The sequence below is a fragment of the Natronolimnohabitans sp. A-GB9 genome (assembly GCF_030848565.1).
Taxonomy (GTDB): domain Archaea; phylum Halobacteriota; class Halobacteria; order Halobacteriales; family Natrialbaceae; genus Natronolimnohabitans.
The window spans coordinates 1-20,613 of the sequence record NZ_JAVDDV010000026.1 but is presented as its reverse complement, the minus strand read 5'-3'; the positions used below and the strand labels follow the sequence as shown (position 1 = coordinate 20,613).

20 protein-coding genes and 1 tRNA gene are annotated in these 20,613 nt (G+C 65.7%); 8 read left to right on the top strand and 13 right to left on the bottom strand.

Annotated elements, in window-relative coordinates:
• Positions 1–2: 2 nt before the first annotated feature.
• The 3 genes from RBH26_RS19055 (at position 3) to RBH26_RS19045 (ending at position 1,227) form a co-directional block, all read left to right on the top strand.
• Positions 3–338, top strand: a complete 336-nt coding sequence (locus tag RBH26_RS19055; RefSeq protein ID WP_306759959.1) for a ferredoxin — start codon at positions 3–5, stop codon at positions 336–338.
• 62 nt (positions 339–400) lie between these two features.
• A tRNA-Leu gene (locus tag RBH26_RS19050) sits at positions 401–484 on the top strand.
• Between the two features lie 281 nt (positions 485–765).
• The gene (locus tag RBH26_RS19045) at positions 766–1,227 is read left to right on the top strand and encodes a response regulator (RefSeq protein ID WP_306759958.1); all 462 of its coding nucleotides are present in this window, start codon (positions 766–768) and stop codon (positions 1,225–1,227) included.
• Positions 1,228–1,552: 325 nt separating this feature from the next.
• On the opposite strand, the gene nadC is transcribed toward RBH26_RS19045, so the two are convergent.
• From nadC to RBH26_RS19005, 8 genes are all read right to left on the bottom strand, one after another.
• Positions 1,553–2,368, bottom strand: coding sequence for a carboxylating nicotinate-nucleotide diphosphorylase (gene nadC / locus RBH26_RS19040; RefSeq protein WP_306759957.1), 816 nt, complete (start codon positions 2,366–2,368; stop codon positions 1,553–1,555).
• A gap of 2 nt (positions 2,369–2,370) precedes the next feature.
• Positions 2,371–3,900 (bottom strand): FAD-dependent oxidoreductase, encoded by a 1,530-nt coding sequence (locus RBH26_RS19035; protein WP_306759956.1) that lies wholly within the window; start codon positions 3,898–3,900, stop codon positions 2,371–2,373.
• A 4-nt stretch (positions 3,901–3,904) separates the two neighbouring features.
• Positions 3,905–5,038: a quinolinate synthase NadA gene (gene nadA, locus RBH26_RS19030; RefSeq protein WP_306759955.1), complete on the bottom strand. Its 1,134-nt coding sequence runs from the start codon at positions 5,036–5,038 to the stop codon at positions 3,905–3,907.
• A gap of 175 nt (positions 5,039–5,213) precedes the next feature.
• The gene (locus RBH26_RS19025; protein WP_306759954.1) at positions 5,214–6,506 is read right to left on the bottom strand and encodes an ATP-grasp domain-containing protein; all 1,293 of its coding nucleotides are present in this window, start codon (positions 6,504–6,506) and stop codon (positions 5,214–5,216) included.
• 213 nt (positions 6,507–6,719) lie between these two features.
• Positions 6,720–7,190 (bottom strand): DUF2267 domain-containing protein, encoded by a 471-nt coding sequence (locus RBH26_RS19020; RefSeq protein WP_306759953.1) that lies wholly within the window; start codon positions 7,188–7,190, stop codon positions 6,720–6,722.
• 135 nt (positions 7,191–7,325) lie between these two features.
• Positions 7,326–8,309 (bottom strand): LLM class flavin-dependent oxidoreductase, encoded by a 984-nt coding sequence (locus RBH26_RS19015; protein ID WP_306759952.1) that lies wholly within the window; start codon positions 8,307–8,309, stop codon positions 7,326–7,328.
• 61 nt (positions 8,310–8,370) lie between these two features.
• Positions 8,371–9,117 carry a GIDE domain-containing protein gene (locus RBH26_RS19010; protein WP_306759951.1) on the bottom strand — a complete coding sequence of 249 codons (747 nt, stop codon included), beginning with the start codon at positions 9,115–9,117 and terminating at the stop codon, positions 8,371–8,373.
• A 167-nt stretch (positions 9,118–9,284) separates the two neighbouring features.
• Positions 9,285–10,862, bottom strand: coding sequence for an amidohydrolase (locus RBH26_RS19005; protein WP_306759950.1), 1,578 nt, complete (start codon positions 10,860–10,862; stop codon positions 9,285–9,287).
• Between the two features lie 165 nt (positions 10,863–11,027).
• Between RBH26_RS19005 and RBH26_RS19000 the strand changes: the two genes are divergently transcribed.
• Positions 11,028–11,417, top strand: a complete 390-nt coding sequence (locus tag RBH26_RS19000; RefSeq protein ID WP_306759949.1) for a hypothetical protein — start codon at positions 11,028–11,030, stop codon at positions 11,415–11,417.
• 82 nt (positions 11,418–11,499) lie between these two features.
• Positions 11,500–12,726 (top strand): hydroxymethylglutaryl-CoA reductase (NADPH), encoded by a 1,227-nt coding sequence (hmgA, locus tag RBH26_RS18995; RefSeq protein WP_306759948.1) that lies wholly within the window; start codon positions 11,500–11,502, stop codon positions 12,724–12,726.
• A 26-nt stretch (positions 12,727–12,752) separates the two neighbouring features.
• Here the strand turns inward: hmgA and RBH26_RS18990 are convergent, their stop codons facing one another.
• The gene (locus tag RBH26_RS18990) at positions 12,753–13,115 is read right to left on the bottom strand and encodes a hypothetical protein (RefSeq protein WP_306759947.1); all 363 of its coding nucleotides are present in this window, start codon (positions 13,113–13,115) and stop codon (positions 12,753–12,755) included.
• Between the two features lie 62 nt (positions 13,116–13,177).
• Entirely contained in the window at positions 13,178–13,702 is a 525-nt protein-coding gene (locus tag RBH26_RS18985; RefSeq protein ID WP_306759946.1) for a DUF5817 domain-containing protein, read from the bottom strand.
• Between the two features lie 418 nt (positions 13,703–14,120).
• On the opposite strand from RBH26_RS18985, the gene RBH26_RS18980 reads away from it, so the two are divergent.
• The 3 genes from RBH26_RS18980 to RBH26_RS18970 all read left to right on the top strand — a co-directional run bounded on the left by RBH26_RS18980 (position 14,121) and on the right by RBH26_RS18970 (position 17,642).
• Positions 14,121–15,530 (top strand): DoxX family protein, encoded by a 1,410-nt coding sequence (locus tag RBH26_RS18980; protein ID WP_306759945.1) that lies wholly within the window; start codon positions 14,121–14,123, stop codon positions 15,528–15,530.
• A gap of 306 nt (positions 15,531–15,836) precedes the next feature.
• Positions 15,837–17,210 (top strand): divalent metal cation transporter, encoded by a 1,374-nt coding sequence (locus RBH26_RS18975; RefSeq protein WP_306759944.1) that lies wholly within the window; start codon positions 15,837–15,839, stop codon positions 17,208–17,210.
• Between the two features lie 69 nt (positions 17,211–17,279).
• Entirely contained in the window at positions 17,280–17,642 is a 363-nt protein-coding gene (locus RBH26_RS18970; protein ID WP_306759943.1) for a hypothetical protein, read from the top strand.
• A gap of 15 nt (positions 17,643–17,657) precedes the next feature.
• Here the strand turns inward: RBH26_RS18970 and RBH26_RS18965 are convergent, their stop codons facing one another.
• The 3 genes from RBH26_RS18965 to RBH26_RS18955 all read right to left on the bottom strand — a co-directional run bounded on the left by RBH26_RS18965 (position 17,658) and on the right by RBH26_RS18955 (position 20,050).
• Positions 17,658–18,095, bottom strand: a complete 438-nt coding sequence (locus RBH26_RS18965) for a GNAT family N-acetyltransferase (protein ID WP_306759942.1) — start codon at positions 18,093–18,095, stop codon at positions 17,658–17,660.
• 169 nt (positions 18,096–18,264) lie between these two features.
• On the bottom strand, positions 18,265–19,326 hold the full coding sequence (locus RBH26_RS18960; RefSeq protein ID WP_306759941.1) for an alpha/beta fold hydrolase: 1,062 nt from the start codon (positions 19,324–19,326) through the stop codon (positions 18,265–18,267).
• A 220-nt stretch (positions 19,327–19,546) separates the two neighbouring features.
• A complete protein-coding gene (locus tag RBH26_RS18955; RefSeq protein ID WP_306759940.1) occupies positions 19,547–20,050 on the bottom strand; it encodes a hypothetical protein in 504 nt (167 codons plus the stop codon).
• Positions 20,051–20,613 lie beyond the last annotated feature (563 nt).

Here is a 20,613-nt window from a genome sequence, read left to right as displayed (position 1 = left end):
CAATGAGCGACGGTATCCAGCACGCGAGCGACGTCGGATCGTCGGATGCGCCTCCGATCGAAGAAAAGCCCTACAAGATCATCTTCGAGGCGAACAAGTGCTTCGGCGCGGGCAAATGCGCCGAGGTCAGTGACAACTGGGAGATGTCAATCGATTCCGGCATCGCCCAGCCCCGGACGTACTTCATCGACGAGGACGACCTCGCGCACAACGTCCGTGCGGCGGACGTCTGCCCGGCAAAGAAAGGCGACGGCTGTATCCACGTCGTCGACCGGCGAACCGACGAGGAGGTCGCCCCCGATCCCCACGGCGACGGAACGCTGAGCGTCGACTGGTAGTCCTCGAGGCAACATCGAAACGCACATTCCTAATGGGCCCCTACATTTAACTGCGCTTCTGAGCGAGGGTAGCCAAGCAGGCCAACGGCGGTGGGCTTAAGACCCGCTCCCGTAGGGGTCCTTGGGTTCAAATCCCAACCCTCGCATGTCGCCGCGAACAACTCGTGAGCGGCGACTACGTTCTTGGATTTGAATCAGAGAAGTCGCAGCACCGAGCGAAGCGAGGTGATCGTCTTCGCGTGGTTCAAATCCCAACCCTCGCATGTCGCCGCGAACAACTCGTGAGCGGCGACTACGTTCGTGGATTTCGAATAGTCCGTGAGCGACGAGTTGACCGGACAATTCGTCGGCGTTGATACTGTCGACTTTCGAACCCTCTCGCTGATGTGAGAGTTGCTGTTTTCCCCGTGGGGCTTTATGTATGGGTATGACGCCAGCAGCCGACTCGAGCGACGACCGTTGCGAAACGGTCGATATCTTACTTGTCGAGCCAAACCCCGGGGACACCCGGCTCTTTACGGAGAATTTCAGGGATGCGAAACTCGTGAACACGATCCACGCCGTCGTCGACGGCGAAGACGCGCTCGATTTCGTCTACCAGCGCGGCGAATACGACGACACACCCCAGCCGGACATCGTGCTGCTCGAGCCACAACTGCCAGGAACGAGCGGGATGGAGGTCCTCGCCGAACTGAACAACGAGCCCGCGCTGTGTGAGATTCCAGTCGTCGTGCTCACGAGTTCGACGGTCGGCGAGGAAATCGTCAAGTCACACGACCTCGAGGCGGACGAGTACATCCGCAAGCCGGTCGAACCCGAGGAGTTCATCGAGTTCGTCCAGGAGATCGAGGAGTTTTGGTTCGCGATCGTCAAACACAACGACGGCTGATACGGATCCCTGGACCGATTTCCCGGCGCAACCACAGCCCGGGACGGGGTTGTGCCGGGACTGGTTTCCAGTAGTCCGTCTGGGACGACGCTTCCGTCTCGTTCCGTCGACTACGTCGCTCGAGCCCACTTCCGTTTCTGCCGGAACACGGTCCCGCGGCCGACGCGGTGCCGCTGTACGCGTTGCTCGTCGTCGCGGTCGCTGTCCTGGTCGTCTGGAGTTGGGGTCGGTTGCTCTCGTGGTTCGAGTGAGACGGACTGCTGGAGCGCTGTCCCGCCGATCGCCAAACAGGGTCGGCGAGATATCAGTGACGACGACGTGAGCGCTACTCGCCGGTCCGAAACGAGAGGTCAAGCGACGGCGCCGAGTGAGTCAGCGATCCCATCGAAACGACGTCGACGCCGGTCGCGGCGTAGTCGGCGACGGTCTCGACCGTGATCCCGCCGCTGGCCTCGGCTAACACGTCGTCGTACTCCGCAAGCAGCGAGACGGCCTCGCGCGTCTCTTCGGGCGTCATGTTATCGAGGAGGACGACGTCGGCGCCCGCCGCGGCCGCCCGCGGGGCGTCCTCGACGGTCTCGACCTCGACGTCGACGTTCGTCGCGAACGACGTCTGCGCCTGGAAGTGCTCGATCGCCCCCTCGAGGCCGAGTTCTTCGATGTGGTTCTCCTTGACCATCACCATGTGAGAGAGATCGAGCCGGTGGGTGTCGCCGCCGCCGGCGACGACGGCGCGCTTCTCGAGGCCCCGCAGGCCGGGTGTGGTTTTGCGGGTCGCGGCGACGCGGACGTCGTCGCTTTCGGTGCGGGCGCGGTCGACGGCGTCGCTCGTCTGAGTCGCGATCCCGGCGGCGTGGCCCGCGAGATTGACGGCGACGCGTTCGCCCCGGAGGACCTCGCGTGCGGGCCCCTCGACGCGGAGGACCACGTCGCCCGACTCGACGGTCGTCCCGTCGTCGAGGCGCTCGGTGACGTCGACCCCGAGGTAGTCGAAGACGGCCGTCGCGGCCTCGAGACCGGCGACGACGCCTCCCTCCTTCGCGACGAGTCGGCCAGTCGTCTCGCCGGGGACCTGATTCGTGACGTCGTGGTGGCCGACGTCCTCGCGGAGCCAGCGTTCGATCTGCGTGTCGGTGATCATGGTCAGTCGTCGGCGGGGGGTTCGGGTTCCGCCGTCGGTTCGTCGGCGTCGTCGACGACGTAGTGACAGCCCGTAGAGTCGGTATTCTCACTCGCCGCACGCGCGATCAGCAAGGCGACGACGCTTGCGTTGCGCAGTTCGTAGAGGTCACGAGCCGTCCGGGTGCGGATGTAGGCGTCGACTTCTCCCTTGAGCCGCCGGAGGACGGCGCTGGCGCGGGCGATCGCTTCGGGATCGCGCTCGAGGCCGAGATACTCGTCCATCGTTTGTCGCAGTCGGGTGAACTTCTCGGCGGCGAAACGCTCGGGGAGGTCGGGGTCGCTGTCGCGGAGTTCGGATGCCTCGACGACTGCGGGTTCCGTGCCGACGGCGTCCTCGCCGGCCCGCAGCCCCCAGACCAGCCCCTCGAGCAGGCTGGTACTCGCCAGCCGATTGGCGCCGTGGACGCCCGTTCGGGCACACTCGCCGACGGCGTAGAGCCGATCGAGAGTGGTCCGGCCACGGTCGTCGACGTCGATACCGCCACACAGGAAGTGCTGGCAGGGTGCGACGGGAATCTCCTCGCCCTCGACGCCGCGTTCGCGACACTTCTCGGCGATGGCAGGGTAGTCGGCTTCGAACTCGCCCTCGAGCGTCCCGACGTCGAGGACGACCGCGCCGGTCTCCTCGCGTTCAGCCTCGACGGCGCGGGCGACGACGTCCCGCGGGGCGAGGTCGCCCTGTGGATGGTAGTCGTCCATGAACGGGTCGCCGTCCCCGTTTCGGAGGACGGCCCCTTCACCGCGCAGCGCTTCCGACAGCAGGAAGGGGTCCTCACCGGCGTAGGCGGTCGGATGGAACTGTACGTACTCGAGGTCCGCGACGTCGGCCCCGGCGAGAGCGGCCATCGCGATGCCGTCGCCGGTCGCGTCGTCGGGGTTCGTCGAGCGGGTGTAGAGCGCGCCGATCCCGCCGGTGGCGAGGACCGTCGCGCCGGCGTAGATCGGCTTCCCCGTCTCCGCACCGTCGGTCAGCACGCCGTGGACGCGCCCCTCGTGGGTGAGCAACTCGAGTGCGGCCGTATCCTGGCGCACCTCGATCCGGTCGTGGCCGTCGACGTAGTTGAGAAACGGCCGCAGGATGTGGGTGCCCGTCGCGGCGTCGACGTGGAGAATGCGGTAGTCGGAGTGGGCGGCCTCCCGCGTGTAGTCGAACTCGCCTTCGCCCGTCTCGTCGAAGTCGATCCCGAGTGTCTCGAGGAGGACGTCCTCGACGGCGTCGTCGGCGTTTTCGACGAGGACGTCGACGGCGTCGGGATCGGCGGTGCCGTCGCTGGCCTCGAGGATGTCCCGCTTCAGCGAGTCGGGATCGCCGCGGGTGGTCGAGATCCCACCCTGAGCCCAGTCGGTGCTGGCGTCGTCGGGACGCTTTGCTTTGGTCACCAGCAGTACCTCTGCGCCCTCGCGTGCGGCAGCTAGCGCGGCCGCACAGCCCGCGATGCCGCTGCCGACGACGAGGACGTCCGTCGTGTCGTGGGGTCGTGGTTCGGTCATTGGCTTAGATCTCGAGCATGCGATCGAGGGCGACTTCCGCGAGTTCTTTCTCCTCGGGCGCGACCTCGATTACGTTCCGTTCGCGTCCCTCGACGAGTTCCTCCAGCACCCAGGTGAGGTAGTTGGGGTCGATCTGGCGCATAGCGTTGCAGTCCATGCAGGCGTCGCCACACAGCGGCAGCACCTCGACTTCGGGGTGCCAGCGCTGGAGGTGGTTGGTGAGGTGGATCTCGGTGCCGATCGCCCACTTCTCGCCTGGGTCGGCGTTTTCGACGGTCTCACAGATCGTCGCGGTCGAGCCGACGACGTCGGCGGCCTCGACGACCTCGCGGCGACACTCGGGGTGGACGACGACGTTCACGTCGGGGTGCTCGTCGCGAATCGCCTCGATGTGCTCGACCTGGAACCGTTCGTGGACCTGGCAGTAGCCGTCCCAGAGGATGATGTCGCTTTCGGCGACCTCGTCGGCGTCTTTGCCCTCGGGGTCCCACGGGTCCCACTGGACGATCTCGTCTTCCATGTCGAGTCGGTGTGCGGTGTTCTCTCCGAGGTGTTTGTCCGGGAGAAAGAGGACCTTATCGCCCTTCTCAAAGGCGTACTCGAAGGCCTTGTGGGCGTTCGAGGAGGTACAGACGAGTCCGCCCTGGCTCGCACAGAAGGCCTTCAGGTCCGCATAGGAGTTCATGTACGTGATCGGGATGATGTCGGCGTCGGGCGCCGCCGCCGTGATCTCGGCCCACGCGCTGTCGACCTGCAGTGCTTCGGCCATTCCAGCCATCGGACACGACGCCTCCATGCTCGGGAGGATCACCGTCTGGTCGTCGTCCGTGATGATATCGGCGCTCTCGGCCATGAACGTGACACCGCCGAAGATCACGTACTCGGCATCGGCTTCGGCTGCTTCCTTCGAGAGCTGATAGGAGTCGCCGACGAAGTCGGCGTGTTCGACGATCTCGCGTCGCTGGTAGTTGTGTCCCAGGATCACGACGTCGTCGCCGAGTTCCTCGAGTGCCGCTTCGATACGTTCGGTCCGCTCCTCGGCCTCGAGGTCCCGGTATCGGGGCGGTAGCTGCTCGAGATTGTCGTATTTGAACAGACTTAGATCGGTTTCCAGCTCTGCCGTTTCCATTTTGACCATCTTACGTCACCTGTGGTTGACCACACATCACAGGGGCGTATTGAATAACTTTTTCCTTCGATACTCGAACATGGCGGAATACCACTGACTGATCTGATTTTCGAAAACGGCACGTACGTTGTCTGTGCCTACCGATAACTTTCGAACGATGGGTCGAAATCGGTCGCGGATCGGGTTATCGCCCCACGCGAGTCTCGGTGCGCTCGTCGCGTTCCTCGTCGGTCGTCCGTTCGTCTCGTCGAGCCGGGAGGCTCCACGACGACGGGACGTCGGCGAGGAGCGAGAGTCCCTCGCGTACGGTGTTGTAGGTGTCGTAGACGAAGGGGAGCGGATCCTCGGCGCGGAGGTAATCGAAGTTCGGCTGGCGGGCGATCGACGTCGCGACCTCCCAGATCGCGGCCGACAGCGGCGGCGGCTCGACCAACGGGTTGTCCTCCCGCAAAACGCTGGATACGTGGAGCAACTCGCCGCGTATCAGGTGTGTCGCGACGTCGGTCTCGTACGTCGAGGGCGTCGAAACTGGCTGTTCGCGAGCGAGTTGCCAGAAGTAGTACGGGAAGTCGACGCCAGCCTGGACGGGACAGGACACCGACACCCAAAACCGCGGATTGATCTCGAGGAGGGTGAACTCGCCGGTCGCTTCGTTCCTGACGAACTGCACCGAGGCGGGCCCATGCCAGTCGAGGGCGTCGAGGATCGCCCGTCCGGCCCGCTCGAGGGCGGGGATCGACGTGGTCTGTCGGGCGACGCTCGTGTTTCCGGCGTACGTATACCCGCGGAGCTGGCGTTTCTGACACGTCGCGACTGGGTCGCCGCGGTCGTACAGTGCCCAGAGTGCGTACTCCGGCCCCGAGACGTACTCCTGGACGATCGGCTCGTGGCCCAGCTCCTCACGGATCGCGTCCCGGTCCGGCTCGCGGCCAGGCTCGAGAAAGCGCACCGACCCCGGGTGGACGAGCTCCGTCGGTGACACGCCGTCGACGAACTCGTCGGTGAGGACGACGTATCGGGGTTTGACGATCGACTCGCGGTTCCAGTCGTCGACCGCCTCGAGTGGCTGCGTCTCCGGAACTGCGACGCCCGCTGTAGACGCGGCCTCGATCAACTGCGTTCTGTCGTAGACCGTCCGTAGCGTCTCGAGCGTCGGCCAGAGTGGTCTGAGGTGGTCGGCGAACGCCGAGCGATATCGCGAGAGCGTCCACACGTCTTCGTCCCGAATCGGCGCGATCGCTGCGACGTCGGATCGCTTCGCGAGTCCGAGCAGCGCGTCCCTGTAGCCGACGAAATCGTCCGCCGGGTCGGGGACCACGTACGACTCGTCGCAGTAGCGGGAGGCGAACTCGGGAGCGGTTTCGGTTTCGGAGACTGCGATCGTTCGAACGCCGCGACGGCTCAGCGACCGGATACACGCGACTGAACTCGGCGCGATTGCGGGAACGACGACACTCTCCTGGCCGCGCTCTTGCATACGAACCTATCCAGCGCTATCGGACATAAAATCGATAGTATAAATACGTTGATCTAATATCTTGCGTCAGGGTAAAAACCCGTCCGATCATAGGACGGTGTCGCCGACCGATCGGCGCGTTCGACCGACAGATCGTCGAATCGAGCGTCGATGGAGGGCGACTCGAGAAGGCGAACGTCACCGCCACGTCGGTCGTCCGCGACGTCCGTGCCGTCACGTCTCCTGGTGCTCCCAGGGCTGGGTCTCGGCGTCGACCAGTTCGAAGATTTCCTCGAACTCCTCGGGGAACTGTGCCTCGACGTTGGCGATCTCGCCGCCGGGAACCGTCTCGCTTAGGAGTGCGGTCACGGCCTTGATCCGATAGACGGCCTCGGCTTCGTCGATGCCCGACGGTTTTCCGTACGCCGTCTCGAGGTCGAGATCGTCGTAGTTCATCCGGTCGACGGCCCGTTCGACGAACTCGTCGAAGTCGTACTGCTGGCTGTGATCGACGTGCAACAGATACCGGTCGATTTCCATGGGCAGCGGACTGGCGATGTCGGTCGCGCCACCCTCGTCGACGCGTTCGCCGATCGTCTCGAGGACGGCCCGCGTCGTGCGGACGGCCTCGGCTTGCGTTCCCGCTTCGATGCGATGCTGTACCTCACCGATGAAGTCCGTGTAGTTCGTCTTTGGCTCCGACATATGGAATCCGAGGACGACTCCTCGTCGGGACTGTCGACCGGTCGCTCCAAAAGCGTCGTACCGGGATTTTCAGGGTCGAAAAACTGTTATTCGACTGATCGACGGCTCCGACGAGACCGCTCGAGTGGACCGGGTCTACAGTCGTTCCGGGGAGAGCGCCTCGATCGTCGTCTCGATCACGTCCTCCGAGGCAGGCTCCGGGACGACGACGATCGGGTGATCGATCCCCGTCTCGTCGACGAGCGTTCGGAACTGCTCGCGGACCTCCTCGGGGGTCCCTGCGACGCCGAGATCCGTGAGCATCTCGTCGGTGACCAGCTCCGTGGCCTCGCGTTTGTCGCCGTCGCGCCAGGCCTCGGCGATGCGGTCTGCCCGTTCCGAGTACGCCATCGAAACCGCCCGGCGATACCCCTCCCCGCTGCCGACGTAGTAGGCGACGTGCTGGCACAGCGTCTCGCGGGCCTCGGTGGCGTCCTCGCTGGCTGCCGCCGGCACGTAGGGTGCGATCGTGATCTCGCTTGGGTCGCGGTCGCGCTCTCGAGCCGCGCCTGCGACCTCCTCGAAGGCGTCGTCGAGTTGCGAGAAGGGGATGTTGTGTGGAATCCAGCCGTCACAGAGACGGCCGACGACGCGACGATTGGCGGGACCGAGCCCGGCGTGATAGATCGACACCGGCGTCTCGAGGGCGGGGAAGTCGGCGGCCTCGAGCAGTTGCCCGTCGTAGTCGACCCGCCCGCCGTCGGCCGCGGTGAACTCGCGGACGAGTTCGATCGTCTCGTGGGCCCGCCGGACGGGCCGATCGAACGCCATCCCGTGGAGGTCCTCGACGGCCTTCGGCGTGCTCGTGCCGACACCGAGGGTAAAACGGCCGTCCGAGGCCCGCTGAAGCGACGCGGCCGTCATCGCGAGAACGGCCGGCGACCGCGAGTAGACGTTCAGGATCGCGCTCCCGAGATCGATTTCGTCCGTTCGACAGGCCATCTCGGTCAGCTGGACGACGCCGCTTTCGCCCCAGAGCTCGCCGACCCAGACGGCGTCGTAGGATAGTTCCTCTGCGCGAACCGCGACGTCGGCGAGGTCGATGTCACCGAACGACGTTACCATGAGACCAACGTTCATGCCAGTTGGATGAACGCCCACTGCCAAAAGTCCGTAGGTCGTGTCAATCCATCGGTAGGGACTACATCGTCGAGACGAGGCCGATCCCCGCTGCCAGAATGCCCAGTGCGATCCAGACGGCCGCCGGTTTCGCCAGCCGCCGAGCGGCGACGTCCTGGGTGGCGTCCGCGACGACGAACGCCGGCGTGTCCGGCCCGTCTTCGATTACCGCACTGACGTCGCGCATCGTCTCGCGTGCGTCGACGTCGTAACGCGACTGGCCGAAGACGTACGCGTCCTCGCCCGGCTCGAGTCGCCGTTCGTGATATCGCCTGTCGTTCCCGGTTGCGATCTCGACGACGCGGAGATCCAGCGAGGTGTTCTCGGACTCGAGGTCGGATTCGGTCTCGAGGAACGCCTTGATCGGCTCCGGTTCGGGTTCGCCGCCGTCGACCTCGATCGACGCTTCCGTCGAGAGCGCGAGGTCGGCCCCGGCCGGCTCGACACGGACGCTCGCGGTGGCGTCCTCGAGGCGGAAGGGAACGCCGCCGACTCCCTCGTCGACGGTATTCCACGAGGAGTTCTTCCCGCTCGACTGGAGCTCTTCGACCTCGTACTCGTAGGCGAGACAATCCGTTCCAGTCAACGGCGCAGAGATGGTCCGATCGATCGGGCTCGCGGTGCCCTCGAGTTCGACCGGGCCGTCGGCCCGCTCGATCGAAACGACGTCGTCGGTGTCGCCGCGGTAGACGTGGTAGGCCGGCCGGAGCTTCCAGCAGCCGACCGCGACGAGCGCGATGCCGACGCCGACGAATAACGCATCGAACATCGGTCGGACGTCGCGGCTGGAACCGATAATTGTGTCGGTTTCCGAACACCACGGGACAGGAGAGCGGCGTCTCATACGGACGACTGTAAGTCGTTACCGGCGCAACCGCAGCCCGGGTCGCGGTTGCGCCGGTAAATCGTTACAGCAACCCGTATCAGCGGTCCGGATCAGGCGTCGCGACCGTCGAAGACGATCTCGCCGTCGACGACCGTCATCGCAACCTCGATCTCGTCGATCCGGTCGGGCTGGTCCCACGGGGATGCCTCGAGAACGGTCAGGTCCGCTCGCTTGCCGACCTCGAGCGTACCGAGTCGGTCCTCGTCGAAGCCGGCGTAAGCCGCCCCGTGGGTGTAGGCCCGCAGCGCTTCCGTCACCGACAGCCGCTGGGCCTCGGTGGGGGCGTTGACGGCGTGATGGACCCCCAGCAGTGGATCCAGCGGCATGCAGTCCGAACCGAACGCGAGGGGGACGCCCGCCTCGAGGACACGGCCCAGTGGGTTCGTCCGCGTTCGTCGCTCCCGCCCGAGTCGGCGGTCGTAGAGCCCATCGGCGTCGGCCCAGCGGTGGAAGTTCGGCTGCATCGACGCGACGATACCCGCCTCGGCCATGCGCTCGAGTTGGTCGTCGGTCGCCAGCTCGGCGTGTTCGATCCGGTGGCGCCTATCGTCGGGATCCGGCGTCTCCTCTAACGCCGAGAGCGTCTCCTCGATCGCCGCGTCGCCGATGGCGTGAACGCAGACCTGATAGCCGGCGCCGTCGGCCCGGTCGACGAGAGCGGCGAGGTCGTCGGGGTCGACGACCCACTGGCCGCGGTCGTCGCCGGACGTCTCCGTCTCGTCGCCGTCACTCCCGTCTACGTACGGCTCCCGGAGCTTCGCCGTCCGGCTCCCGAAACTGCCGTCGGAGAAGGACTTGATCGCGCCGGTCCGCACCCGATCGTCGCCGACGTTCGTCACGAGGCCGACCTCGGTCAGCGCCTCGAGGTGGTCGCTCCAGTAGTCGATCCGCACCCGCAGCGGCAGGTCGCCGTCGGCCGCCAGTTCGCGATAGACTCGCGGGGCCACCGATCCTCGGATTTTGTCGTGGACGCCCGTGACGCCGCGCTCGACGGCGTGTTCTGCTGCCGCCGTAAGCAGCTCGCGCATCTCCTTGCGGTCGCCGGTCAGCCGTCGCCTGACGGCTTCGGCAGCGTCCTCGACGGCGACGCCGGTCGGCTCGCCGCCGTCCGTTCGGAGCCCGGATTTGGGGAGGTCGTCCGCGAGACGCTCGAGTGCGACCGAGTTCAGCGACGCGGTGTGGAGATCGACGCGCATGGCGACGACCGGCCGGTCCTCGCTGACCCGATCGAGGTCCGTCCGCGTCAGCGGTCGCGTCCGCGAGCCGTCCCACTCGCTCTCGTCGTAGCCAAAGCCGAGGATCCACTCGCGGTCGGGGGCCGTGTCGGCGTGATCGCGTAGCGCCTCGAGGCAGTCGCCGACGCTTCCAGCCTCCGAGAGATCCGCGTGAACCAGGTGTTGGCCCAACTGCTCCATGTGCGTGTGCGCGTCGATAAAGCCCGGCAGGACGACCCGTCCGTCACAGTCGATCACGTCCGTCTCGACGCCCTCGAGGAACTCGATCTCGTAGGTGTCGCCGATCCGGACGATCTCGCCGTCGCGGACGGCGATCGCCTCGTGGACGGTATCGGGCTCGGCGAGGGTGTGAACCGCCGCGTTCACGAACAGGCGGTCGGCAGCGCTGGTCATGCCCGAGAGGGTGTCGGCGAGGAGCAAAACAGTTGGGTTCACCGCCGCGTCGGCGGGTGTTTGCGCCGCCACGACGTGATGCTTCGAGTCCGGGCGTCTGCCGACGAGTCGCCTCGAGACTGTCGGGAGCACAAGCTTAACCTGCCGGCTCGTGGACTCGCCGATATGCTCGATCGAACCGGTCGCGTCGTCTTCGGATCACTGCTGGCGCTGGCGTTGGTTCTTACCGGCTCGGTTGTCGTCGAGGAGCAGTTCGGCGTCGGACTCCAGGCGTACCCGTTCCTGTCGTTTCTCGTCTTCGCCGGCATCGCCATCGCCGTCCCACAGCTGTATCTCGCCGCGACCGACGAGGGATCGACACGCAGTCGCGTCCAGTTTGCGACCGTCGGCACGGCCGTGTTCGCGGTCGCTTTCGCCGGCGACGTCGACGGGATTCAGTATCTACTGATCGCGACCGCCGGCGCCGTCGCGGTGATCGGGCTCGTCTGCTACGAGTTGCTCCGGTGGCACCGGATCACGAGCGACGGGACGCCGACCCAGACGCAGACGCGGTGATCGCCGCGACAGCGGGACCGACCGCGAGGGAGGTCGACGAGAATCAGCAATCCTTAGGACCGCCCGCTGTCTCGAGTGAGCTATGACAGACCCCGAGGACCTCGTCGAACGGGTCGACGAGGGCGAGTTGCGACTGCACGAACTCGAGGACCACGCCGACCACGACACGGCGGCGACAGCCCGCCGCCTGCTGCTCGAGCGGGAGACCGACACCGACCTCGAGGCGGTCGGCGACTACGCGTTCCCGGCCGAAGCCGCGGAGCCGAACATCGAGAACATGATCGGCGCCGCGCAGGTGCCAATGGGCGTCGTCGGTCCCGTTCCCGTAGCTGGTGGGGCGGCCGACGGCGACTACTATCTGCCGCTGGCGACGACGGAGGGCGCCCTGCTGGCGTCGGTCAACCGCGGCCTGACCGTGATCCGCGCCGCGGGCGGCGCCGACGCTCGCGTGACGAAAAACGGGATGACCCGCGCGCCGGTGTTCCAGGTCGACGGCGTCGCCGAGGCAGCCGAGACCGTCGAGTGGGTCGAGGACAACGTCGACGCGCTGGCCGAGGCGGCCGAATCGACGACGAGCCACGGCGAACTCATCGACGTCGAACCGTACGTCGTCGGTGACTCCGTCTACCTACGCTTTGCCTACGACACGAAAGACGCGATGGGGATGAACATGGCCACCATCGCGACCGGCGAGGCCTGCGAGCTCGTCGAGGCCGAGACGCCGGCTTCCCTGGTCGCGCTCTCGGGCAACCTCTGTTCGGACAAGAAACCCGCCGCCGTCAACGCCGTCGAGGGGCGGGGCCGGTCGGTCACCGCGGACGTCGTGATCCCCGGCGACCTCCTCGAGGACCGACTACATACGACCGCTGAGGGGATCGTCGAGGCCAACACCCGCAAGAACCTGATCGGCAGCGCCAAGGCCGGCAGCCTCGGGTTCAACGCCCACGCCGCAAACGTCGTCGGCGCAGCGTTTCTCGCGACCGGCCAGGACGAGGCTCAGGTCGTCGAAGGGGCAAACGCCATCACGTCGATGGACACGCGAGAACGCGACGACGGCACTACCGATCTCTATGCCAGCGTCTCGCTGGCCTCGCTCGAGGTCGGAACCGTCGGCGGGGGGACGAAACTGCCGACCCAGGCCGAGGCACTCGAGGTCCTCGGCCTCCGGGGCGGCGGCGACCCAGCCGGGAGCAACGCCGACGCGCTGGCCGAGATTATCGCCGTCGGCGCGCTGGCCGGCGAACTCTCACTGCTCGCGGCGCTGTCGTCGCGGCATCTGGCGAGCGCACACGAAGATCTAGGTCGGTAATACTGTCGGACAGCAGTTATAGCGAACTACGCCGGATCGGCGACGTCGCGCTCCTCGTTTCGCGCCCGAATCGTCATCACTGCGATGTAGACGCCACCGATAAGCAAGAGGAGGTAGCCGCCGAGAAACTGTACGCCGGACGCGGCGATGGCGATGATACCCAGCCCGGCGGCCGCGGTGGCGTGGGCGGCGGCGAAGTCGCGGCGGCCGTACGCGTTGTGTAAGAGGGCGACGGCGGCGAACGTCGTGGCGAATATCCCGACGGCCAGCGTCGTCGGGTCGATTCCGAAGATCGTCCCGCCGATATATCTCCCGTAGGCGAAAACGGCCAGCGCGGGAACCGTCCCGACGCCGATCGCCGTCATCTGCACGTCGACCGTGTCGTCCATCGACCGCCCGTTCGGCGTCCGGACGCAAAGCCTTGCTGCTTCGATGACTCCGCGGGTTGTCTCTAGAGTCGCCGATACCGTCCGCGACTCTCGCTGACCTCGCCGCGTCGAACCAGCTTCTCGAGGGCATCCCGGACGTACGCCGCCGAGACGCCGCGTTCGCCGGCGTAGTCGATCACCTCGTCCTCGGTCGGCCGCTCGAGGTCCTCGAGCGCTCGCTCGACGATCTCTTTCTTGCTTCCGCTGCGGGTCGGCCCCCGCCGATCGCGCTCGCCCGCGGCCTCGACTTCGTCGACGTCTAGCCCCGACGCCTCGAGATACTGTTCGTCGTCGACGACGCCGTCGGCGACCGCCTCCTCGAGGGCGTCGAACGAGTCCAGTTTCGCGAACGCGTCACCTTCGCCCTGGCGGTTGGCGAGCATCGAGGCGCGGACGTCGCGGGCGTGGCTCGCGTCCTCGGTCTCGACGAACTTCTTGCGCTTCTCGTAGGCCCGTCGTGAGCCACAGCGGGGACACTGGATCGTCTCCGAGCGTCCCTCGATGATCCAGAGGTTCGAACACTCGCTACAGCCGACGACCGCGTACATGGCTCGAGGTGTGCGTGCTGTCCTGTTGAACGCATCGGTTCGACCGGCTATCCGTCGCCCATCTCGCAGCGAGGCGGCCTCGCGTCGGCCCGCCGCTCGAGGGAGTAGTCGCCCTCGGAGCGTGACGGTGCTGGAGCGCGTTCGACACAAATGCGGAGCCGACGGACTCTCGAATCAGAGCGCTGCAACCGGCAGGGTCGTCGTGAACGGAGCGCGTACCGATACGTCGGGGTTGGTCCGACGACATGAGAACAACTATACTTTAGATAGAGAAAAGTCACTTTCACAGGATGATGGATCGAGGACCACGACGTCGGAGACCGGGAGATCAGGCCCGGCTGTCGCAGCCGTATCGATCGACCAAAATTCGTAATAATCAAGTTTGCTCTATTAATAAGGATAGGCAGAATTTCTAACTATGGTAGCAAAGAAAAACGCTGTCGACGAGTCGTCGTTCAACCTCCGGGCTGGCCCCTGGATCGCCTTCGCCAGGATCTTCGCCGGCTTCTTACTCCTCTACGAGCTCACGCTCGGGGGGTGGTGGAAGATCGGGTGGTTCACGACTGGGCCAAACCCCGACTGGATCGATCCGGGCGCCGACGGGATCGGTCCGGTGGTCGGGACGGAGGTTCAAGCGGTCGCCGACCAGGCCCTCGAGGAGGGAACCTACGGCTGGTTCGGCGCGCTCCTCGAGGCCGTCGTGCTCCCCGCACCGGAGCTGTGGACGGCCCTCGCGCTGATCGCACAGATCGGCGGGGCCCTCGCGTTGATTGTCGGAATCTGGACGCGTCCAGCCGCGCTCGTGACGATCTTCTATTTCCTGCCGGTGTTTCACCTCGGGATGATCCGTACGTCGCCGCTGTTTACCGTTCCGGTCGCGTTCGCGTTCGTCGCAAACGCCGGCCGTTACTACGGCGTCGACGGGCTCCTCTGGAACCGGCCGGACGTCCTCGGTCGTCTCACGAGAGCCGTCAACGCACCGCTGCCGATCCGTCGTGAGTGGTATCCGATGCTCGCGGCCGGGGTCGCCGTCGTCGGGCTCTACTACCTCCTGACGATCCCCGAGATGGTCGGCACGCGGGTCGATCTCACGGCGCTCGAGATGACCGTCTTCGCCGGCCTCCTCGCCGGTGGCTGCTCGTACGTCTATCGCGGCGCGAACCCGGTTTCGGTCGTCGCGGACGCCCTTCGCGTCTTCGTCGGCTACCGCTTCCTCCAGGAGATCGTCGTTCGGACCGAACCCGGCGCGAACGCCCTGCCAGGGTGGGCGAGCGCGGACGCCCAGACGGCGGTGTTCGAGGGGATCGCCGAGGCCCACGTCGCTCCGATGGCGTCGGTGATCGAACTGGCGATCCTCCCCGCGATGAGCGCGTGGGTGGTCGCGTTCGCCGCCGTCCAGACTGCCGTCGGGATCGCCCTGCTCGTGGGCTATCGCACTCGACTCGCCGGCACCGTCGCCGTCGCCTATCTCGCCGTGTTGACGGCGCTCGGACTCGTCCGCCTCGCGCCGCTGGTCTTTGCGAGTGCGATCGTCGCCGCCACGCTCGCCGGCCGACACGCCAGTCTCGACGCGATCGCTGGCCGGGACGTGTGTCCGCCGACGGCCCCCGCTCGAGTCGCCCGGCCTGCGGCTGCCAGCAGCGTCGCGTTGCTGGTCGGTGCCGCCGTGATCGGCATCGATCCCACGGCCGGCTACGGTGACGTCGCCGGGCCGGTCGCGCTCGTCATGATCGCGTTCGGTCTCCTCGCCCTCGCGGCTGTCTCGAGTCCGTCTACGACGTCCGCGTCGGGACACGCCGACGCGTCGCTGGCGACGTCCGACGACTGATACTGTCGGACAGCAGTCAGTGCGCAGTCGGTCGCGAACGCGCGGCCGTTACCCGCGGGATGGCCCCAGTCCCGCGACCGATCGTCGACTCGTGCTGTCCGATAGTATGGTACGGACTACTGTAGTCACGTCCCACCGACCGTCGACCCCGTGCTGGCGATCGGCGGGTCATCGGTACAGCAGTCCGTCTGAGACGGGTCCCGTCTCGGTTCCGGCCCGATCGCCCGCTTCCGTTTTCCGTGTTACACAGTGCCGTTTACCCGGCGATACCACAGGGTTATATACGCGAGATCGAAAGCACAGTCGATGGCAACCGAATCGCGTTCGTCGAACTCGTGGGGGGCCGGACGCGTGGTATCGTCGCTCGAGCGATTGGGACCGACGTGGCTTGCCGGTGCGATCGCCGCGGGTCCGGCGACGATGGTCAGCCTGCTCGTCGCGGGTGCGAGTTTCGAGTACACGTTGCTGTGGGTCGTCGTCCTCGCGGCGCTTCTGGGGACCGTCGGCCAGTATCTCGCGATGCGGCTGGGGCTGCTCACGGAGGCCGGGATCGTCTCGGTCGTCGAGGAACAGTTGGGTTCGTTCTGGGCCTGGGTGTTGGTCGTCGACGCCGTGCTGGCTGCGGGGCTCGCACAGCTCGTGATCATGAAGACGCTGGCGGACGTCAGCGCGACGATCGTCGCCACCGCGGGTGTCGGCGTCGCCGCACTCGCCGATCCTCGGCTCTGGGGAGTCACCTGGGCAGCGATCCTCGCGCTGGGACTTGCCGGAGGCGGCTACCGGATGGCCGAGATCGGCGCGAAGGTACTCGTCTCGCTGGTCGTGCTCGCGTTTGTCATCTCGGCGTTCGTGGTCCCGATCGATCCGGCCGCCGCAGCCGGCGGGCTCGTCCCCGAGATTCCCGGCGTCGGTGGCGCGGTCGTTGCCGCGGGCGTCCTCGGCGGCGCGGTCCACATCACACTGCTGACGATGCAAAGTTACACGATGCGGGCCCGTGATTGGACCGAGCGTGACCGGGGTATCGCGACGTTCGACGTCGTGAGTTCGATGCTGGTCGCGTTCGGAATCTTCAGTCTCGCGGTCTTTCTCGTCGCGGCCAGCGTCCTTCCCCGGGCCGTCGAGGACCCTGCGGCGATCGACGAGATCCAGGCTGCACAGGCGCTGGGCCCGATCGCCGGCGAACACGCGATGTGGCTCTTCCTGCTGGGGCTGTGGGGCGCCGCGGTCTCAACGCTCGGCGGGAACACGATCGTCCCGCCGTACCTGCTGGCGGACAAACTCGGCTGGGAACGGTCGGTCGAGGACTCGCGGTACCGGAGTGCGATCGTCGTCGTCGCGCTCGCGTCGGCCGTCGGTGCGTTTCTCGAGGGCGCGTTCTTCCAACTGCTCGTCGTCATGCTCGCGTTCGGCCTCGTCGGGACGCCGTTTGCCCTGGCCGTGATCCTCTATCTGCTGAACGACCCCGACGTCGTCCCCGAGACCAACTCGTGGCTCGAGAACGTCGGTGGACTCGTCTTATTCGTCGTTGCGACCGTCCTCGCCGGCGAGTTCGTCCTCGAGGAACTCGAGACGGTCACCGAGCCGACGTCTGCGTTCGTCGTCGCCTTCGCGGCGGCGATGACGCTCGCGATCGTCGGTCTCGCCGGGCGGTACGTGCGCGAACGGATCGGTGGGACGTAGCGACGGTCGCGAGAGCGGGTCAAACGAGCGATAGCTATTTTCGGTGGACTAGAAACGATTATACGGAGCATGATCGACAGCCTCGTCGTCTTTATCGCCAGCCTCCTGATCGGTGCGCTTGGAATTCACATCGGTGCGATCGTCATCGCCGACGTCAGCGACTACACCTACGCGTTCTTTACCGCGTTGCTCGGCGCGATCGTCTGGAGCGTCGTCGGGTTCTTCTTCGGATGGATCCCGTTTCTCGGTCCCGCGATCGTGTTGCTCGCCTATCTGGCGGTCGTCAAGCGACGGTATCCCGGCGGCTGGATCGACGCTGCCGGCATCACGCTGGTCGCGTGGATCGCCGTGATGGTGGTGTTGTACGTCCTCGCTATGGCCGAGATTACGACGCTCGATGCCGCCGGCGTCCCCGGAACGCAACTCGAGTAGCCACCTCGACGAGAGTCATTCGAGTGACGTTCGCATCTCGACGTGCGGGATCCCCGCCTCCTCGAACTCCTCGCCGCGACGCTCGTAGCCGAGACTGCGATAAAATCCCGCGGCGCGGGTCTGGGAGTGTAGTTTGAGCGACTCGAGTCCCTGCGCTCGTGCCTCGCACTCGACGGCGTCCATCACCGCACGCCCGATGCCGTGTTCCCGGCGTGACTCGAGGACGGCGACCCGTTCGACCTTGCCGACGCCTGGTTCGGCCTCCCGAAGGCGGGCAGCGCCGACCGGTTCGTCGCCGTCGTAGGCGACGAAGTGGGTCGCGGTCTCGTCGTGGTCGTCGTACTCGATCTCCGGGTCGACGCCCTGCTCGACGACGAACACTGCCTGGCGTACCGCGAAGGCATCGTCACGGGTCCGTTCGGTGTCGGCGACGCGAACCTCGAGATCGTTCATACCGAAACCGTAGACGATCCGGTCGTGAGAACGTTACGGGCGATCGAAAACGGCCGTCTCATACTGTCTGATAGCACGAGTCGACGATCGGTCACGCGACTGCGGGCGTCCCCGTAGGTGGCGACCGCGATGTCGTGGCCGACGGGTCACTGACTGCTGTTCGACACCATCAGTACCGCGTCTGGAACTGTCGAACGGCGTCGAAGAACACCTCGCGTTTGCGCTCGAGGAAGATAAAGTGCGTTCCGCCGGCGATCTCCGTGTACCGCTTCCGGGCGTCGTCGGCACCGGCGGCGTCGTAAAGGTTCAACGCGCCCTCCCGGGAGATGGTCTCGTCGCTCGATGGGCGGACGACGAACGTCGGATCCGTGATGTGTTTCGGATGGTACTCCCGGTCTTGGACCACGAGCGGGGCGATGACCGTCTCCGGATCGTCGTCGAGGGCCTGGTTGCTCTCGAAGATCGCCCGCCAGACTGCATCCAGTACCTCGTCGGCGGTGAACTCGTCGCCCCCGATCCACCGATCGAGGTCGGCGTCTGCTGGAACCTCCCCGGTCCACGCCTCGACGAACTCCTCGCGGACGTGTGGAAGATATGCCGGCCCGTCGGGGTCTGCACCCACCTCGAGCGTGTCGAACGAGCCCGCGGCGAGGGTCACCGTCGCGTAGTCGGGATCGCCGAGTGCGTACACCGCGCGACCGCGCCACGTGCCACCCGAGAGGCCAACGTAGTGGATCCGATCGAACCCTTGCTCCTCGCGGAGCCATCGCGTCATTTCGAGGAGATCCATGGCTTCGCGTTCGAACGACAGCGGCGGCGTGTTCGTCTCCGGCGGTGCCCGATACTCGGTGGGTAGTTCCGTCTCCCCGTAGCCACGCATATCGGGCGCGAACGCGGCCTGGCCCTGCTCGGCTGCGTACTGCAACCAGCCGAACTCCTCGGCAACCGGTGGATCGAACATCGGCACCGCGCCGTAGGTCATCCCGTGGACGAAGATGACGGCCTCGTCGGGATTCTCGGCAGTCGTCCGCTCCCAGACCCGAAGTCGGTGGCCGTCGTCCATCGTCAGATCGTGGGCAGTCGGCTGCCACGGTGCCGTTTCGTTCCCGTTCGTTCGCTTGCCACGGCCGTCTCGCTTTCGTGCGCCGGAGACCGTACTCAACGCGACCGTCCCGACCGTTCCGGCGAGGAAGGCTCGTCGCGGCGTCGATGGACTGTCGTTTCCCGTCATATGACAGTACGACAATCAGTTGAGCTGACGAATAAGGATAGTTGATGGTTTCGAGAACGGACGTCTCGGGGAGTAATACGGTCTCGAGCGATGACCAGACGATAGCTTCGTCATACTGTCCGACAGCACTATTCACCGTCGGTCGCGCTACTGTGGCCGTCGCCGACGGTGACAGCCACGAATTCACGACCGACGGTTCACTGACTGCTGTCCGACAGTATCAGTCTAGAAGCGCCCGCACGTCGGCCTCGAGGCCGCTCGAGCCGTCCGCTGGCGTCTCCTCGAGCCAGACGACGTCCGTTACGGCGTCGCCCGCGACGGTCGGTTCCTCCGCGACCGGGCGCCCGGGGACCGACTCGGTCCGAACGAGGACGTCGTACGTCGTGTGTCGTCGCCCGGAATCGGTCTCCGATTCGAAGTCGACCCGTCGAACGCGTACCGGTTCGTCGATCTCGGCGGCGACGCCGGTCAGCGACTCACAGACGCGACGTCCGGTCGCCGCCCACTCTTCGTCGTGGCCGACGGGGGCGGCGGGCAGCGTCCAGCCGCGGGCGCCGGCGGCGACGAACAGGAGTTCACCCGCGTCGGTTTCGATCCCGACGGTCACGTGGCTCTCGAGGTCGCGTGCAGTCTCGAACTCGGCGTCCGTGACCGTTCGGGTCTCGGTTTCGACGGCGACGTCCCCGCGATCGCACAGCGCGTCGGGCTTGAGTGGCGTCTTCATGTACGAGACGCGGCGATAGGGCGCCGAAAAGCTACCGATCGAGTCCCTCGAGTGTGATGGACTTGTTCCTTCGAGAATAAGCGTCTCGAGAGTGTTTGTGGCTCACGACCGTGTATCGCGTCAGTATAACAATCATACAGTAGATAATGTGTCTATTCGATTGGTTCGATTCATAGGACGGTCATCACCGGCGATGCAGCGCCGACGAGAACTCGATACCGCTGGACAGTGTCGCGAGTGACCGACAGATCGTGATCGAAGACGTAGTCTCTGTGCGGCGATATACGCTCTATGAAGGTTTTCGATACTATCACAACTGCTTTCTATTTTCGTTCGCCGCGGCGGCGTCGCACTCAACTCCCTTGTCGACGACGTGCTGGCGTATCGCATTGAAACCCAGAACTCGTTGTCGGCGAACACATTCGTGGTCGTATCGGTTCGTGTGGGACAGAGATTGAAATGTGGCTTGATTTATAGGATAAGATATGAGAGTAATCCGATCAACAAGAGTTGCGCATCACTATAGACACTCGGAGCCAAGAAAGGTGGATCCTGGTTCGTTA